At 45.9% G+C, this 16,040-nt stretch carries 13 protein-coding genes; 9 read left to right on the top strand and 4 right to left on the bottom strand.

Translation table 11 applies throughout. The features are described 5' to 3' along the window. Positions 1 to 56: 56 nt before the first annotated feature. On the bottom strand, positions 57 to 3,809 hold the full coding sequence (locus tag NSQ49_RS13280; protein WP_251283849.1) for a S8 family serine peptidase: 3,753 nt from the start codon (positions 3,807 to 3,809) through the stop codon (positions 57 to 59). A gap of 290 nt (positions 3,810 to 4,099) precedes the next feature. Here NSQ49_RS13280 and NSQ49_RS13285 point away from each other — a divergent pair, with 290 nt between their 5' ends. Next, the gene (locus NSQ49_RS13285) at positions 4,100 to 5,356 is read left to right on the top strand and encodes a helix-turn-helix domain-containing protein (protein WP_251283848.1); all 1,257 of its coding nucleotides are present in this window, start codon (positions 4,100 to 4,102) and stop codon (positions 5,354 to 5,356) included. A 62-nt stretch (positions 5,357 to 5,418) separates the two neighbouring features. On the opposite strand, the gene NSQ49_RS13290 is transcribed toward NSQ49_RS13285, so the two are convergent. Next, positions 5,419 to 7,134 (bottom strand): M4 family metallopeptidase, encoded by a 1,716-nt coding sequence (locus NSQ49_RS13290; RefSeq protein ID WP_159863554.1) that lies wholly within the window; start codon positions 7,132 to 7,134, stop codon positions 5,419 to 5,421. A 247-nt stretch (positions 7,135 to 7,381) separates the two neighbouring features. On the opposite strand from NSQ49_RS13290, the gene NSQ49_RS13295 reads away from it, so the two are divergent. The 3 genes from NSQ49_RS13295 to NSQ49_RS13305 all read left to right on the top strand — a co-directional run bounded on the left by NSQ49_RS13295 (position 7,382) and on the right by NSQ49_RS13305 (position 9,350). Continuing rightward, a complete protein-coding gene (locus tag NSQ49_RS13295; RefSeq protein WP_159863553.1) occupies positions 7,382 to 8,146 on the top strand; it encodes a DUF4047 domain-containing protein in 765 nt (254 codons plus the stop codon). Continuing rightward, positions 8,115 to 8,660, top strand: coding sequence for a signal peptidase I SipW (gene sipW, locus NSQ49_RS13300; RefSeq protein ID WP_159863552.1), 546 nt, complete (start codon positions 8,115 to 8,117; stop codon positions 8,658 to 8,660). The genes NSQ49_RS13295 and sipW overlap by 32 nt, the downstream gene beginning before the upstream one ends. Before the next feature lie 81 nt (positions 8,661 to 8,741). Continuing rightward, positions 8,742 to 9,350, top strand: coding sequence for a TasA family protein (locus NSQ49_RS13305; protein ID WP_159863551.1), 609 nt, complete (start codon positions 8,742 to 8,744; stop codon positions 9,348 to 9,350). A gap of 43 nt (positions 9,351 to 9,393) precedes the next feature. Here the strand turns inward: NSQ49_RS13305 and NSQ49_RS13310 are convergent, their stop codons facing one another. Further along, positions 9,394 to 9,594 carry a thioredoxin gene (locus NSQ49_RS13310; RefSeq protein WP_159863550.1) on the bottom strand — a complete coding sequence of 67 codons (201 nt, stop codon included), beginning with the start codon at positions 9,592 to 9,594 and terminating at the stop codon, positions 9,394 to 9,396. Between the two features lie 225 nt (positions 9,595 to 9,819). After that, a complete protein-coding gene (locus NSQ49_RS13315) occupies positions 9,820 to 10,992 on the bottom strand; it encodes an MFS transporter (RefSeq protein ID WP_159863549.1) in 1,173 nt (390 codons plus the stop codon). A 198-nt stretch (positions 10,993 to 11,190) separates the two neighbouring features. Here NSQ49_RS13315 and NSQ49_RS13320 point away from each other — a divergent pair, with 198 nt between their 5' ends. The 5 genes from NSQ49_RS13320 (at position 11,191) to ypfJ (ending at position 16,035) form a co-directional block, all read left to right on the top strand. Beyond that, positions 11,191 to 12,516, top strand: coding sequence for an MFS transporter (locus NSQ49_RS13320; protein ID WP_159863548.1), 1,326 nt, complete (start codon positions 11,191 to 11,193; stop codon positions 12,514 to 12,516). Positions 12,517 to 12,529: 13 nt separating this feature from the next. Further along, positions 12,530 to 13,507 carry an ornithine cyclodeaminase family protein gene (locus NSQ49_RS13325; RefSeq protein WP_159863547.1) on the top strand — a complete coding sequence of 326 codons (978 nt, stop codon included), beginning with the start codon at positions 12,530 to 12,532 and terminating at the stop codon, positions 13,505 to 13,507. A gap of 68 nt (positions 13,508 to 13,575) precedes the next feature. Then, positions 13,576 to 13,767, top strand: a complete 192-nt coding sequence (locus NSQ49_RS13330; RefSeq protein ID WP_159863546.1) for a hypothetical protein — start codon at positions 13,576 to 13,578, stop codon at positions 13,765 to 13,767. Positions 13,768 to 13,951: 184 nt separating this feature from the next. Beyond that, complete coding sequence (locus NSQ49_RS13335) at positions 13,952 to 15,073, top strand: NAD(P)/FAD-dependent oxidoreductase (RefSeq protein ID WP_159863545.1); 1,122 nt, start codon at positions 13,952 to 13,954, stop codon at positions 15,071 to 15,073. A 113-nt stretch (positions 15,074 to 15,186) separates the two neighbouring features. Next, entirely contained in the window at positions 15,187 to 16,035 is an 849-nt protein-coding gene (gene ypfJ, locus NSQ49_RS13340; protein ID WP_251283847.1) for a KPN_02809 family neutral zinc metallopeptidase, read from the top strand. Positions 16,036 to 16,040: the final 5 nt, after the last annotated feature.

Below are 16,040 nucleotides of genomic sequence, written 5' to 3' on the forward strand. Positions count from 1 at the left end.
TCAATCCGCTGTTCAAAAAAATAAACCAGGCATTAACAGCCTGGTTCATTTCTTTATTACTTTAATCCATACGCCTTGATAATCTCCTGCTTCACGCGATTGCCTGCATCATCCCATGCGCTGGCACGCAGGGAGACAGAGGCCCCCTTCTTATTTGGATGCTTGATTTCAGCAGACCATCCATTGCCTTTAGTTACTAACTTTGCCGCTTCCCATGTCTTTCCTTCATCAAAGGACACTTCGAGGCTGGCTCCTGATATTTTGCCGTTTTCAGGAGCATCGGCTATTTGAACAGCTGATAAATCAAGCTTAATCTTCTTACCGGCCAGGGAATTGCCGGCCATGTCCGTATCCACTTTATAATCCAGGGAAATCAGTGGAAGTGTGTTCTGGTATCCTTCCTGCTTCCCGGACCAGAATGTCCACTCCGTATGTGTACGGACTGATGTGTTCCAGCGCTCTGCATCACGGGCAGCATCACTTATAAGTTTATACTGGGTTTTCTCTGCCGGAAACTCATTAAATAAGTAGAGGGCCTGGCCCGCTCCCTCTTTAACCAGCTTATCCCCTTGATATAGCTTTAATGTCTGGTCGCCAGGGTAATTCATGTCAGCACCTGTATGTCCAGGGCCAGAGTCAGCCCAGGCAGGAACATTGAGGATCAAATAATTGCCGGAACGGTATGGAGCCCAAAAGCCGGCGCCAAAACGAGGGCGGACTACAGGCGAAAACCATTCTTCATTCAATGTTTGACCTGGTTTGTATTCCACTTTTGGCTGTCTTACTTCCCACTGGCCATCAAGGACTCCGGCCTGATGATACCAGGAAGTTCCTTTTTGAGCCGATACCCACTCTGTTCTCACGGACGGGAGTGAAAGTTTCTGCAGGAAGCCAACTCCGGCAAAGCTGTGTTCCAGGATATCGTACCGGAACTCGGCACCAGGTGCAGGGCGATCTGATTTATATTCAGAGTTGATTTGGACAAGTTCCTTCTTTTTCGGTGAATAGTCCACTTTTTGAGGAACTGCCTGATGATGCATGTCCACCAAGTCATATAAGTAGTCCGAATCAGGAGTACCCTCGACTTTTAAGGTCAATTTTCCGGACTTGGCCGCTTCAATCAGTTCTTTGCCTTCAGTGCCGCTGATGCCTGCAACTGGAAGAGGGCTATCGGATAGTGAGAAATCTTCATTTTCTACTCCTACCCATTCACTTAGCTCCTCTGGCCCATCATTGACAGTAATTAATAGCTTTGCCCCTGCTGCTAAAGCTGCTGCCGCACGTTCGGATCCGGTTAATTCATCACTGCGCTGCACAATGACGGCTTTTCCTTTTACATCGAGACCTTTATAATCATCCGGTGATCCATTCCCTGCATAGACAGCCTTCAAATTATCCTTTCCGTTTATAAGCGTGCTTCCTGCCTGCGGGATATCATCCAGTTCCTTTCCTTTATAACCGATTGTCAGCAGTGGTTCTGCCAGGCGCCAGCGCGTTGCCTGTGTGAATTCGCCACCTTTTACTTTCTCTGTTGGGGCAGCATACATTTTGTCCACCACTGCTGGGACGATGTAAATGTCATTCACTTCGTTACCTTCAATGCTGCGGAAATACTCCATTTTCCGGTAATTGGCTTCTGTTTTCTTCGGAACATCTACTGTAATCTCATTGGCTTTGCGTGCATCAAGCATAACGGTCTGAGGGCCCTCCAGATTAATTTCCGGGTCGCCGACAAGTGCCACTCCAGCATGATCTGTATCTGTATCCACATCCATCATCGACATAACCGAATACGTTCCTTTCGGCAGTCTAAGCTCTTTCGTCCCTTCCACTGACATAAACTGTGGTTCGCCAGTTGGTCCTAAAAGATAGAAGTATGCAGAGGCAGCTTCACCGTCCCGGTCGATTGCCTTGATAGTCAGCGGGTATCTTTCATCTTCTTTGATCATGCCCAGTGAAGTATGAACAACGCTCTGCGCCTCTGATGAAGCGCTGATATGTCCCTGATATCGGGTGCCAAAATCACCGGCATTCGGGTCAAGTGTAACGGTGACATCGGTACTTCCCTTTGCAGGAACAGTCACTTTTTCAGCCGATAGCTTTACCATTCCAGAAGGTGCATCAGTGCCATTCACATCTTTGACAGACACTGACAGATCCAATGTCACATCCTGGTCGCCATCATTTGTATACGTAATGGTCTTCTCAGCCGGAACATCATTCTCATGCGGCCAGTCATAGAATCCGAAATCAAGGGAACCTGTAGCTCTTACTTCACCAAGTGCAGCGACTGTATCAAGACGGCCTGTCCCGCCTTCAAAAGGTTTAATGTCCTCAATCTTCTTGGTCGTGCTCATCAAAGCTTCCTTAAGCTGTTCTCCGGTCCAGTCGGGGTGACGCTGGGAAAGAATAGCTGCAGCGCCTGCAACATGAGGAGAGGCCATTGAGGTGCCATCCATGCTCATATAAAAGCCGCTTCCCTTGTCCGTATGCTGTGAACGGGCTGCCATGATTCCGACTCCTGGAGCGGTGAGATCAGGCTTTAATCCAGCACTTCCAAAGCTGGGTCCTTTGGACGAAAACCAGGCTAAATTGTCTGACTTGTCCACTGCGCCGACAGTAAGGGCTGCTTCAGCGGCTCCTGGTGATCCAATCCCTTCCATGCCAGTGTTACCGGCAGCAATGACGAACAGGGAGCCTGTTTCTTTACTGAGATTGTTTACAGCCTGAGCCATCGGATCCGTTCCATCGCTTGGTTCAGGACTGCCCAGGCTCATGTTGACGACTTTGGCATTTTCAGCAGCCCATTCCATTCCATCGATAATCCAGGAATCCTGGCCAAAGCCGTCGTCACTTAGTACTTTTCCTACAAGGAGGCGTGCACCTGGTGCCACACCCTTATTCCGTCCTTCTGATGCTTCTCCAGTCCCAAGCACTGTGGAGGCCACATGGGTTCCATGTGCATGCATATCGGTTACTTCTTCTCCCGGAACAAAGCTCACAGCCTCATCCAGCTGGCCAGCCAGGTCCGGATGCGCAGAATCAATTCCTGTATCCAGAACAGCCACCTTTACGCCTGATCCATCATAGCCGGATTCCCAGGCTGAAGGAGCTCCAATTTGCGGGACACTTTGTTCAAGAGATGCTTCGACCCGGCCATCCAGCCAGATCTTTTCAATGCCGGGAGCCAGTGCAGCCTTAGACTTTTTAGCAGCTTTATTTCCTTTGGTAATCTCTGACCAGAATTCCTTTGTTTCCTTCTTATCAGCAGAGACTGCCACACTATCGATACTTTCAAGTACATGGGTTTTCTTTGAGCCTTTTGGGGCTGGAAGAACATTAGCAGAACGGCCCTTGGACTCGGAGTATTGGATGATGACAGGTAATTCCTTTTGATTCTCATCATCATAGCCATCTTTAATTAAAGCCGTAATATTGAATAAGTCCTGGTCCAAAAATCCAGATGCCAGATAAGGCATAGCCTGATCAGGAATGACATACGTGTCCTTGTTGGCCGTCAAAATACGCGCTCCGCTGGCGGAAGGGTCTGCCGGTTCAACATGAATGATATTCTTTCCATCTGCAAATTCCGTTACGGTCACGACATCACCTGTAATAAGAGTGATGACATGCTTGCCTTTGCTTGCTTTTGCATTCAGCCCTTGCAGATCTGTTACGGACGCTTTGCCATCTGCTCCTTTTACGATGCTTTTCCCTGAGTCATCGGCAGAAGCCTGGAGGGGCGGAACAGCCAGCATTGCTGCAGCCATGGCAGCGGTTACATATTTTTTAAGCCTGAAATCTCTCATTCTTGCACATTCTCCTCTACAAAAAAATAGTGGTATAACCAAACTCATAGTTTCTATTAAAAAGTATAGATAAGAAAGAACATTCTGTTAATCGGGGGAATTAGGGGGCTGTTTATATGGCGAAAGCACTACGAAAGAATTAAAATTCAGTAAACCATGGAAGTTTTAGGGAGGATTATAGGTAAATATAACAATAAAATTTGGGGTTATTTAAGAAGGAAACAAAATAGGATTTCCATTTACTACAATAAATCTTATTAAACTCATTTTAGTTCAGGGGGGAGTCTTTCGTGTTAGCTGGAGAAATAATTAAATTTCACCGCCAAAAGGCAGGACTTACACAAGAGGAATTGGGAAGGGGCATTTGCTCGATTACACACGTGAGCAAAATCGAACGTGGACAGACGCCATTTTCCTATGAGATTATCCAGCTTTTTTCAGAGCGTCTGAACTTAGATATAGATTTGGAGATTAACCGATTTGCTAATTTAGAAGAACGGCTTCACCAATGGCATAAGGCAATCATTATGAAAAATACGAAGGTAACTGAGGAAATCAAAAAAGAGCTTGATGGCATTCCTATCAGTCTTTCCTCCAGCCATGCCGCTTTTTACGACCTGCTTCTTTCGAGATATTATTTAAAAAAAATGGATTTAGATAAGGCTAAAGAGATTTTGTTCCATATACAAAACGACTACACCGATCTTCCTCCTTATGAAGAAAATATGTTGAAACACGTATGGGGAATCTATTACATATTGCAGTATAGAGACTCCAAAACCAGGAATTTTCAAAAAGCGATAAACTTTTTAAAGGACATAAATGTGAATGAATATGGGAATCAGGAATACTTTTACCACTTGGCAGCAGCTTATCATTGGACCAATTCCAAGGTAGTGGCTTACGCATACGCCAAAAAGGCACTTTTACACTTCAAGGAAACGGATAATTATATGGGTGCGATTTCGGCTGAAGCCTTGATGCTGGTTCAGGCTGGAAATGATTTGCAGGTTGATTTTAAAGATTTGGAGGCATCCTATCAAAGATTAATCCATAACAGTGAACTGCTGAATTTACCTAATACAAAGTCGCTGCTCTTAAACAATTTAGGCTATGAGTATATCAGAAGGAAAGAATACCGAAAGGCTAATAAGGTTTTAGAAGAGGCTTTAAGCTTAGTGGCCAGGCCCTCTGTGCTGTATCTTCAGCGTTTGCATAACTATACTAATGCCTGTCTGGAAGGGAAGCTAATGCGGAAAACAATGCTGTTGAAAAGAGCCAGGGAAGGAATGTCTATGGCGAGGGAATTGGAGAACCGGTTCTATAAAATGATATTCAAGCTCCTTATTCTGCGGATAGAAGACCAAAGTGAGCAATATTATAGTTATATAGAAAAAGAGGCACTTCCCTATTTCCTTTCCATCAGTAACGCCATGTTTACCAACCGGTTTGGCAAGCAATTGTACCAATATTACGTGGAGACGGAGCAATATGAGAAGGCTGTCCAGGTTTCGAATATCTTTATTGAATCGATTCCGTGTGAATGAACCCGTTATAAGTCAAAAGCCATGCCCCTTTCAAACTGGTTCATGGCTTTTGATTTTGGTTCTTAGTTTACACCTACAGAAGCATAAGCATCCATAACAGCTTGGGTTTCTTTAGACGGAGCACCGTTTTTATCAGGATACAGGTCGCGGGCAGCATTGATGGCTGCTTCCCGCATGTCATGGAATCCGGAGGAAGATGTCAAATAAAGTGTCAAAGCACGATAGTAGATTTTTTCCGTTTTTGAAGTGCCAATCCCCGTTACCGTTATATCATTGTTTGTGCCGCCCTGACTGATTAAGTAAGCAGCCTTATTATTAATTCCGCTGTTGATATGAACGCCGCCATTGTCTTCTGTACCCAGATAGCGGTCATCATAATGATCCGGATAGTGACCTGAAGGCATGAGACTTGTCTTCTTGGAAGCTGGATCACTCATGGACCGCAGCCCTCCATCACCAGGAATATTAGGGGTGGTGATATCCTCTCCCAGCTCCCATTCAACTTCTTTCGTCGTATATATTTCCGAGAAATTCCCCAGAATATCTGCTAATGATTCATTGATTGCTCCCGATTCACTTTCGTAAACGAGGTCAGCTGTGTGTTCAATCACGCCATGAGTCATTTCGTGTCCAGCTACATCCAGTCCGCCGGAAAGGGAGCTGTATTTAATGCCGTCCCCGTCTCCGTACATCATTTGAATTCCATTCCAGGCAGCGTTATTCCACTTTGTGCCTATGTGGGCTGTGCTGATCAATTTCATTCCCTTATCATCCAAGCTGTTTCGCTTATGAACAGCTTGATAGTATCGGTTTACTTTATCCGAGTTGTAGTGTGCTGAAATGGCAGCCGGATCATGGAAAAAGTTACTTCCGCTGTTCGTTGTGACTTCAAATCCTGTAAATCCTAGTAAGACACTGCCCAAGTTAAATATAAGCGGGTCCATTGCTTTAGCATTAAATGTTGCCATTGGAACCGAGTTAGATGACCAGACAGAAGGTCCATACAAATAGCTGGTTCCTGTCGCTGTGTCCTTTGCCGCATTAAATGACAGCAAGTTTCCATGCACATCCAGCCCTCTTCCCGTTATCGGAGTAAGTGTCTCCTCATCTACCGTGTGTATTTTATTAAAGTTTTCTATGACTTCTCCGCTCATTGCATCCACAAAATAATGGAAGTAGCCAGGCTCTGGAAAGGATGTGGAGGCTTTAACCAAGTAAGCGAGATAGTTTTTTCCCTTATGCGGGTAAATCAGCAATTGAGATTGTATACCATCGTAATTTTTTACTTCGCCAATCTGTGATTCAACACTTTCTTTTACTATGCTGACCGCTTCCTCTTCTGAAATGGATGCCTCAGTTGGAATAATGGAGCGAGCCAGGTTTTGAGTGACTTTGCCAAGAGAAGCATATACGTTATGGCTGGAATCCAGTGCAACAGTTTGTCCGGAACCGTAAATCGGGATTCCTTTATATTGCTCAACAGTACGCACATGGTATGTACCTGTTTCGGAATCTTCCTGTTCGCTCACAATTTTAAATTGCTCCCCGGGATCTGCAAGCTTCACTTTTGGAGATTGAACCTTTGATTGCAGATAAGCTTTTACCACTTCATGCTTGCTTAATCCTTCTGCCTTAAATAGCACAGTTGCCGTGTTTGCCGACTCGGCAGCTAATGCTGAGGATGTTGGCAAAAGCCCTCCAAAAGCCACGGATAAGGCTAATACAGCTGGAATGGCTGCTTTTCTGCTTATCTTTTTCTTTTGACGCTTCTTTTTCATAAAACCCTCTCCTTCTACCAAATAATAAAGTGTGACAATTCGTATTATTAGGAAAATGATTGAGGAAATCAATCTATTTCAGTAAATCTCGCATTGGGTTAATTTTTCATAGATTCATTGAGAAGTTCAAATTAAATCGCCATAAATTTACAATTATCGACCTGTTTTTAGATAAGAATTAACCCAATTTAAAACTTCTGAAAATTTTGTATAATGTTTCCCAGATGGACAGAAAGGAGGGGGCCGATTGAAAAAGTCGATGCCAAAGCGAATCGTTTTTCCTTGCTTATGCTGCTTGTCTTTTTATGCAGGGCATCTGATTGTCGGGGAAACAGAAGCTTTATTTTCAAGCGGCGTAAAATTGGAGCCGATAACAATAACGTCTGCATTTGTTTTTCCGGTAACGGTTCAAACTTTAGAGGATCAAGCCGACGGGATATCCAGCAGCATGAGACAGAATTTTAAACGGGCCATGGAGATTTCCTGGAATACAGAATCGAAGCAGGAATTACAAGAAAGACTGCATCAGCTGGCAGAATTGGAAGAGCAGCTAAGGAAACAAATGGACAGGCTGGTCAGTATTGCTGAGGAGCTGTCTGAGTACGAACAGCAGGCCAAAAGCATTCATACCGGGAATCGTTCTTTCGCTTATATTCATGAAGGATATCAGAATACAAATCTATTGTTGAGTGAAGTAAAGGCAGAAATAGATTTTCAGAGGGTAAAAGAGGCGGACAGTGCCATCCGGCTGAGGATGAAGGAGTTAGATGTGGAAGAAGAGGCTGCGGCAGCTGACAAGCCAGTTGAACAGGACTTGCCCTCTGATTCTGGTGCTGCATTAAGCCAGGAAAAACCTGCTGATAGTGAGGGAGAAAAGGAACAGACTCTTGAAGAGCCGCTGCCTGACGCGCATGCACCAGGCAATCAGGATCCTTCTGAAGCGGAGTCCATAGAGATTACAGACCAGGAGCTGGTGAACGATGAAGAAAAAACTCTTGAAAATAGTGAGTAATATAACGGTTACCCTTTTCATGATTGGAATCGGACTGATCGCATTTGTGGTTCTTTCATCCAGAATTTCGGGAGGGGAGCCAGCACTGAATGGGCATCAGTTTAAAGCGGTTCTCTCAGGATCCATGGAGCCAACATTTCAAACAGGCTCGGTTATTGCTATTAAGTTAAGTGATAACCAGTCTTCATATAAAAAAGGGGACGTTATCACGTTCCGCATGGAAGAGAAGTTAATTACCCATAGAATTACCGAGGTACTGGAACAAAATGGACAAGCATCATTCAAGACTAAAGGGGATAACAACGATAGTGAAGATCCATGGACTGTATATCCTCATCATGTGGTTGGCAAGTATTACGGCTTTTCTATTCCATACGCCGGGTATGCATTGAATTTTGCCAGTTCCAAGACAGGTTCTGCCCTTTTATTGATTGTGCCGGGAGTATTATTATTAATTTCCGCAATCAGCACCATTATTGGAGCAAAAAGGGAGATTGAATCAAGTCAGGCATAAGTGGTTAGATCTCCTATGTATCTGCAAACGTACATAAGAGTTTAATAAATTATCTATTACAATTTTAGGGGGAATGTAAGAATGAGTTTTACAAAGAAGATCAGTCAGGGTGTTTTGAGTGCTGCAATGGGGCTGTCATTAATCGGCGGAGGAACATTTGCCTATTTTAGCGACACAGTTGAAACCCAAAACACATTTGCTTCAGGAACATTGGATTTGGGAATGAATCCAAGCGCGGTTGTGAATATCGATAACATTAAACCAGGCGATGAAGTTTACCGTGAATTTACACTGGAAAATAATGGAACATTAGACATTCATAAAGTCCTTTTGAACACCAATTACAGTGTGGCTGATGCAAAAGGGGATAATACAGATGACTTTGCCAAGCATATTAAAGTAACGATCATGTACAATACCAGCAGTGCAACAAATGCTGTAGTTGAAACGACTCTGTATGAGCTTCAAAATCAGCAGCCGGACCTGACGGAGCTTAATACATCGGGCTATCCAAAACCGGACGGCATTCCAGCTGGTGAAAAGGAGAAAATCTTTGTTCTGTTTGAGTTTGTGGAAAATGGACAAGACCAAAACCAGTTCCAGGGTGACACGCTGGAAGTCAATTGGACATTTAATGCGGAGCAGGCAGCCGGCTCCTACCATGACGATACAGATGAGAGCAGCAACTAATTTCAGCAGGACTGGCGGAAGCACGCCAGTCCTGTTTTACTCATCAAAAAATATTCTCATAAACCCTTGTCAAATCATCACGAAGCTTCTCAACCGGTATGAACCGCGCTTCCCTCAATATTTCTCTTCCATCCAGATATAAGGCAATCACAGGCACTGTAAAGGCCATCAGGTACCCGGCAATTTCAGTTACTTTACCGGCATTTACAAGCCGTGAATCAATACGGGGAAAATCGTTTAACACTTCCTCAACCTGAGGGAGCAGGCCATGACAGACACTTCAGCTGTCAGTCAGCACATAAATTAGCCCAAGCTCAGTGCTTTGTATAAACTGATGCACCTCTTCAATCGCGGACAGCTCTTTCATCTTTATCCTCCTCCTGCTTCTATTATACAATTTCCATAACAAGGGACACTTCATCCAGACTATTCCGCAAAAGCAGAAAAAGGAGGCAAGGAAGCCCCCTTTTTAAGATGAAAATGAACGGGTTCTGCTCACCTTGGCAGCATACACGCGATACAGTATGAATGCCAATCCGGAAAGAAGGATTCCCGATAGATAAGGCGCACCGATGCTGATGGTGAACAGCCATCCTCCGAGCGGAGGGCCGATAATGCGCCCCAGGGAATCAAAGGATGAAAGCAGGCCGGTCGTACTGCCATGACCGGTTTGAGATGTCTTTGTCAGCAGGGAAGAAACACTCGGGCGGATAAACCCGTTCCCTATCCCGAAAATCGTCAGGAAAATCGCTGCCGTCGTAAAGCTGTCAACCAGAAGAATAAGCCCAAAGCCAATGGCAGAGACGATAATCCCCAGCTGAATCACAGATCCTTCGCCGTACTTCTTCGTCATTCTTCCTACCAGACCGCCCTGCACAAGGGCTCCTCCAAATCCCATGATCATAAAAATATAGCCAAGCTCAACTGTGCCAAGCCCCGCCTTATCAGCCGCAAAGTAAGCGAAAGTAGCTTCAAGTCCTGCCAGTGACAATGAAACAAACAGCTGAAGGATAAACAGGATGCCCCCGTTTCCATTTAAAGCGGTCAGCAGGCCAGGGCGCTTAGCCGTTCCCTGGCTGCGCTGCTCAGGTGACAGAGATTCCTTCAGCACCAGCATGACAAGGAAAAATGTGATAAACGAGGAAGTTCCTGCCGCATAGAAGGGGAGGTTCAAACTTTCCCGGGAAAAGATGCCGCCGATTGCCGGACCAAAAATAAACCCTAAGCCCACTGCAGCTCCAATGATGCCCATCCCTTTTCCGCGGTCTTCTTCTGATGTAATATCCGCTACATAAGCCATGACTGTCGGCATATTGGCAGACGACAGAAAGCCGCCAATAATTCTGGCCGCAAACAGCATCCAAAGCTCAGTGGACAAGGCCATCATGAAAAAAGACAGGCCAAGGCCAAAAATGCCAATCATAATGACAGGCTTGCGTCCAATTTTATCGGAAATGCGCCCCCACATAGGCGCAAACAGCAGCTGCATCAGCGAATAAACGGCCATTAACAGGCCCAGTTCAGTGGGTGATGCCCCTAATTCTTCCGCATAAAAGGGGATGACTGGAATGATGATTCCAAACCCCACCATTACAAGAAACATAACAGCGAATAAAAGAGGCAATGCTTTTTTAGTATTCAACGTGTTCACTCCAGTTAAAGTCAAATTCCATCTAAGTATTATGATTATAACAAAAACATTCCCATACTTTCATCTTAGGGATTTGGCAGGTAAATAAGTTCTATTTATCAGCCAATTTTAAAAATTTATTGAAATATCAAAATAATATAAACTATGATGAACTTGTACATTTTTTCAGTCATGAGAGGGGGAGATGGAATGGAAAAGAAATTAGAAAAGAAAGTACTGATTGCAAGCCTGATCGGAAGCTCCATCGAATGGTTTGATTACTTTTTATATGGAACGGTTGCTGCTCTTGTATTTAATCAAATGTTTTTTCACAGTGACGATCCGGCCGTCGGTTTAATGCTGGCGTATGCTTCTTTCGCACTGGCCTTCTTCATCCGTCCGCTAGGCGGCGTTATTTTCAGCCATATCGGCGATAAAATCGGCAGAAAGAAAACCCTTGTCCTCACACTTTCCCTTATGGGCGGTGCCACAGTCCTCATGGGCTTTTTGCCTACCTACGACAATATAGGTGTGGCGGCGCCAATTCTTCTGATCATTTTAAGACTGATACAGGGGATTGGCCTCGGTGGAGAATGGGGCGGTGCATTGCTGCTAGCCGTTGAATATGCCCCCAAAAATCGGCGGGGCTTTTTTGGAAGCATTCCGCAGATGGGTGTCACCATCGGTATGCTCCTCGGAACGCTTGCCTTATCCGTCATGACGCTATTGCCGGAGGAAGCCTTTTTATCATGGGGATGGCGTGTGCCATTCATTCTAAGTGCCCTGCTTGTCTTTTTTGGCTTATGGATCCGCAAAGGCATTGATGAAACACCATCCTTTAAAAAGGCCCAGGAAAAAGGCGAAATTGCCAAGATTCCGTTCGTGGAAACGATGCGCAGCCATTGGAAGGAAGTATTGATTGCGGTTGGCGCAAAAGTGGTGGAGACAGCTCCATTTTACATCTTTGGAACCTTTATTGTTTCCTATGCGACAACCCAGCTTGGGTTCTCGCGTACCGTTACCCTGAATGCCGTGACGATTGCAACCGTGATTACTACTATTCTGATCCCAATCATGGGAAAACTGTCTGATAAAATTGGCCGGAAAAAGCTTTATGTCGGCGGAACGGTCCTGATGATGCTTTATGCCTTTCCATACTTTTGGCTCCTTCACCAGGGGTCGGCTGCACTGCTGATTGTCGCTACCATATTGGGTCTCGGGATTATCTGGGCTCCCATCACCGCTGTTCTTGGAACGATGTTTTCTGAAATATTTAAGTCAAATGTCCGTTATACCGGCATTACTCTGGGCTATCAAATAGGGGCCGCATTGGCAGGCGGGACTGCTCCTCTCGTTGCAACAGCCCTGCTGAATGCCTATAACAATTCCTATGTTCCAGTTGCGTTATACATCATGCTTGCAGCTGCGATCTCTTTGATTGCGATTGCATCTGTCCGTGACCGCAGCAATCAGGACCTGGATTCTGATCCGCCGGAAGATTTCCGTACTGGCTTCGGACAAACCCATAAAGCTTAGAAAGGTAGAGTTTATGCTTTTATTATCTGAAAAAGAAATCAAATCCATCTATACGATGGAATCAGCCATTAAAGATCTTGAAAATACCCTGGTGCATAATCTGGAAGGGAAAATTCAGAATCCCCACAGAACCGTACTGGACTTTCCTGAGAAGAACGCTTCCGCCCTTTACATGCCAAGTGCTATGCCTCCAATCGGAAAAACGGCTGTGAAGGTGGTCACCATTTTTCCAGAGAACCCTGCAATCGGCAAAAAAACCACTCAGGGAGTCATTTTATTAAGTGATACGGATACAGGGGAGCATCTGGCATGCTTGAATGCCTCTTACCTGACAAGACTCCGGACCGGGGCCGCAAGCGGCATTGCCACTAAGCACCTGGCGAAAAAATCGGCAAGATCAGTGGCCGTGATTGGCTGCGGGGCCATGGCGGAGGAGCAGCTTCAGGCTGTATTGGAGGTCCGTGAAATAGAGGAAATATTCCTTTACAACCGTACAACTGGAAAAGCACATGAGTTTGCTGGGAAATTTCACAGCTTCCCTGGGGAGATAACCATCCTGGAAAGTGCGGATGAAGCTGTATCCCGGGCGGATATCGTGATCTGCAGCACCCGTTCGGATAAGCCGGTATTCTCCGGCAAGGCTCTCCGGCCGGGCACGCATATTAACGGGGTAGGCTCTTATCTTCCGCATATGCAGGAAGTTGACCCGGAAACGCTGCTGCGAAGCTCTAAGATTGTAGCAGATACAATAGAAGGGGTCAAAGATGAAGCCGGTGATTTTATTATTCCTGCTACAGAAGGCATCTGGAGCTTTTCGGACCTTCATGGCGAAGTCGGGCAATTATCAGCCGGGATGATTCCGGGCAGAGAAAACGATGAAGAGATTACCTTTTTCAAGTCCGTCGGCATTGCCTACTTTGACCTCGCTGTCGCTGCAGCTGTTTATGAAAAGGCAATTCTTGAAGGCATCGGAATAAAGGTGGAACTGTAAAAAGGTGAATAGTGCCTGAAGCTTTGGAAAATCTATAGCTATACTTCTAAAATAAAGGAGAGATAGAGATGCCAAAGCAGCCAAATAAGGTAACCGAAGAACAGCAGATCATCGCCGCCCAAAACCAGGCAGATCAATTTAAAAAGGGAATGGACACCGAATTTGCCCTTGAAGAAAACGTCCAGGATGCGGCAGCTAAAAGCCAGCAGTATGAGGCCAGCAACCAGCAGCCGACCTATGAACCGAATAAGCCGTTTTAATGAACTGCATGATGGGTTTTGCGCCCGTCACGCAGTTTTTTTGCCTATTGGCCCATGAAAAGAGGCCACTTTCCTTCACCGCTGCAGTGAAAGTAAATCAAACTGGATGACCTAGAGCAAAATTGAACACCGTCCCCATCTCTTGTAAAATAAGAGCCAAACCAGATCGTAAAAAGGAGTCATTATGAAAAGTCATATCGTAATTGGAGCAGGAATACTGGGGGCTTCGGCCGCCTACCATTTGGCAAAGGCGGGTGCAAAGGTCACTGTTATCGACCGCAAAGATCCAGGACAGGCAACCAATGCAGCGGCCGGAATCATATGCCCATGGCTGTCACAGCGGCGGAATAAGGCATGGTATGCCCTCGCCAAAGGGGGAGCGGCCTATTATCGTACACTGATCAAAGAGCTTGAAAATGACGGCGAGACAGAGACAGGCTACCAGCAGGCAGGCGCCATAAGTCTTCATACAGATCCTGCCAAGCTTGAAAAAATGGAAGAACGGGCCATGAAAAGGCGCGGAGATGCTCCTGAAATGGGGGAGATTACACCGGTTTCCCCGGAACAGACCTCGCAGCTTTTTCCGCCAGTGGCGAAGGAATATGCATCTGTACATGTAAGCGGTGCGGCTCGCGTCAACGGCCGCGCACTGAGGGACGCCCTGCTGCGGGCAGCTGAAAAACATGGTGCAGTACTGGTGCAGGGTTCAGCAGAACTTGTATCCCATGGTGATAAGGTTACAGCAATAAAAGCCAACGGTGAGCAATATGAAGCGGAAACAGTGATTGCAGCGGCCGGAGCATGGGCAGGAGAGCTTTTTAAGCCGCTTGGAATCCAGCTGGATGTGAAGCCGCAAAAAGCGCAAATTGTCCATCTTCAGCTTGAAGAAGAGGATACGGGAAGCTGGCCGGTTGTCATTCCTCCCAATAATCAATACATCCTTGCATTTGAAGGAGGGCGCATCGTCGTTGGTGCCACCCATGAAGATGACATGGGCTATGATTTAAGAGTAACTGCAGGCGGATTGAATGAAATTTTTGAAAAAGCTTTAGAAATCGCCCCGGGATTATCGGATGGAATGTTCACAGAAGCACAGGTGGGATTTCGCCCCTATACACCCGGTTTTCTGCCCATTATAGGTCAAATTCCGGGTCTTGAAGGACTTTACATAGCAAATGGACTTGGCGCCTCAGGGCTGACCGCAGGGCCGTTTCTGGGTGCCCAGCTGGCCAGGCTTGCTCTCGGTCAAGAGGTTGATATCGACCTTAGCCTCTATGACCCGGCTGGAGCGATAAAGAATGGATAGATCTCAAAGTGCCTGTTCGAAAGCAGGCACTTATTTTTGTATTTGATCCGTTAATAAATCGCTTCATTTCGGGTATACACTAATGAAAGTGATGTTCATTAGGAGGCTGAATCATGAAGTGGAAAGGCAGAAGAGCGAGTTCTAATATAGAGGACCGGAGAGGCATGGGCGGCGGAGGAAAAACCCTGATTGGCGGCGGCCTCGGCGGAATAATTATAGTATTGTTATTTACCTTTCTTGGAGGTGACCCGGGAGAGCTTTTAGGCAATATGACAGGATCAGACTCCGGTACAGCTGTGCCGTATGAAGAGTCAGAGCAGGAAAAAGAGCTTGCTGACTTTGTCTCAGTTGTGCTTGCGGATACAGAAGAGGTCTGGACGGAAATTTTTGAAGAGCAGGGGTTGCAGTATAAAGAGCCGACCCTTGTTCTATACTCAGGGAGCGTACAATCTGCATGCGGGGCAGCGTCCTCTTCTGTTGGGCCTTTCTATTGTCCGGGCGACCAAAAACTGTATATCGATTTAAGCTTTTACGAAGACTTGCAAAGGAAATTCAAAGCTCCCGGTGATTTTGCCATGGCTTATGTGATAGCCCATGAGGTTGGGCATCACGTGCAGACACTGCTGGGAACGACTGAGGAAATCATGCCTCTCCGCCAGAGGATGAGTGAAGAGAAATTTAATAAATATCTTGTCCGGTTTGAATTGCAGGCTGACTATTATTCAGGCGTTTGGGCTCACCATGCCCAGGGAATGGGATATCTAGAGGAAGGCGATCTGGAAGAAGCCCTGAATGCTGCCACCGCAGTAGGGGATGACACCCTTCAAAAACGGGCGCAGGGCTATGCCGTGCCGGAAAGCTTTACACATGGCACTTCAGAACAAAGGAAGTCATGGTTTCACAAAGGATTCCAGAAAGGAACTATTAAAGGCGGAGATACGTTTAAGCAAAGCAGTTTTTGATGAGA

Origin of the sequence: Cytobacillus sp. FSL R5-0377 (assembly GCF_038004385.1) — a bacterium.
In the GTDB taxonomy this organism is placed as follows: domain Bacteria; phylum Bacillota; class Bacilli; order Bacillales; family Cytobacillaceae; genus Cytobacillus.